We start from the raw sequence: 262 nt of genomic DNA, 5'->3' as shown, positions 1-262 counted from the left end.
GTTGGTAATTATAATAGCCACCCCCAATACTGACAGTTGGCACTTTGAATGACTCGACGGCTTTTTTGTATGAATTTGCCATTTTGATGCGCTCAGCTGCCAGCTGCAATGGAATGTTTTGTTGCTGTACATCGACGATCATTTGATTCAAGGTTGGATCATTGAATTGTTTCCACCAGTATTCCGAATTGACGCTCTCCTCATTACCCGCATATAGGTAGGTTTGAGCGAGTGTTGTTTCAGGCTCCTCATAGTCCGGTCC

Annotated in this window: 1 pseudogene; it reads right to left on the bottom strand. The window is 44.3% G+C overall.

Going from position 1 to position 262, the window contains the following annotated elements:
• Nucleotides 1–262 (bottom strand): annotated as a pseudogene (locus AB4585_RS26870) (hypothetical protein); the annotation flags it as partial.

Source organism: Vibrio sp. 10N.222.49.C9 (assembly GCF_041474985.1).
Classification (GTDB): Bacteria; Pseudomonadota; Gammaproteobacteria; order Enterobacterales; family Vibrionaceae; genus Vibrio; species Vibrio crassostreae_C.
This window is presented reverse-complemented; position numbering and strand designations above follow the sequence as displayed.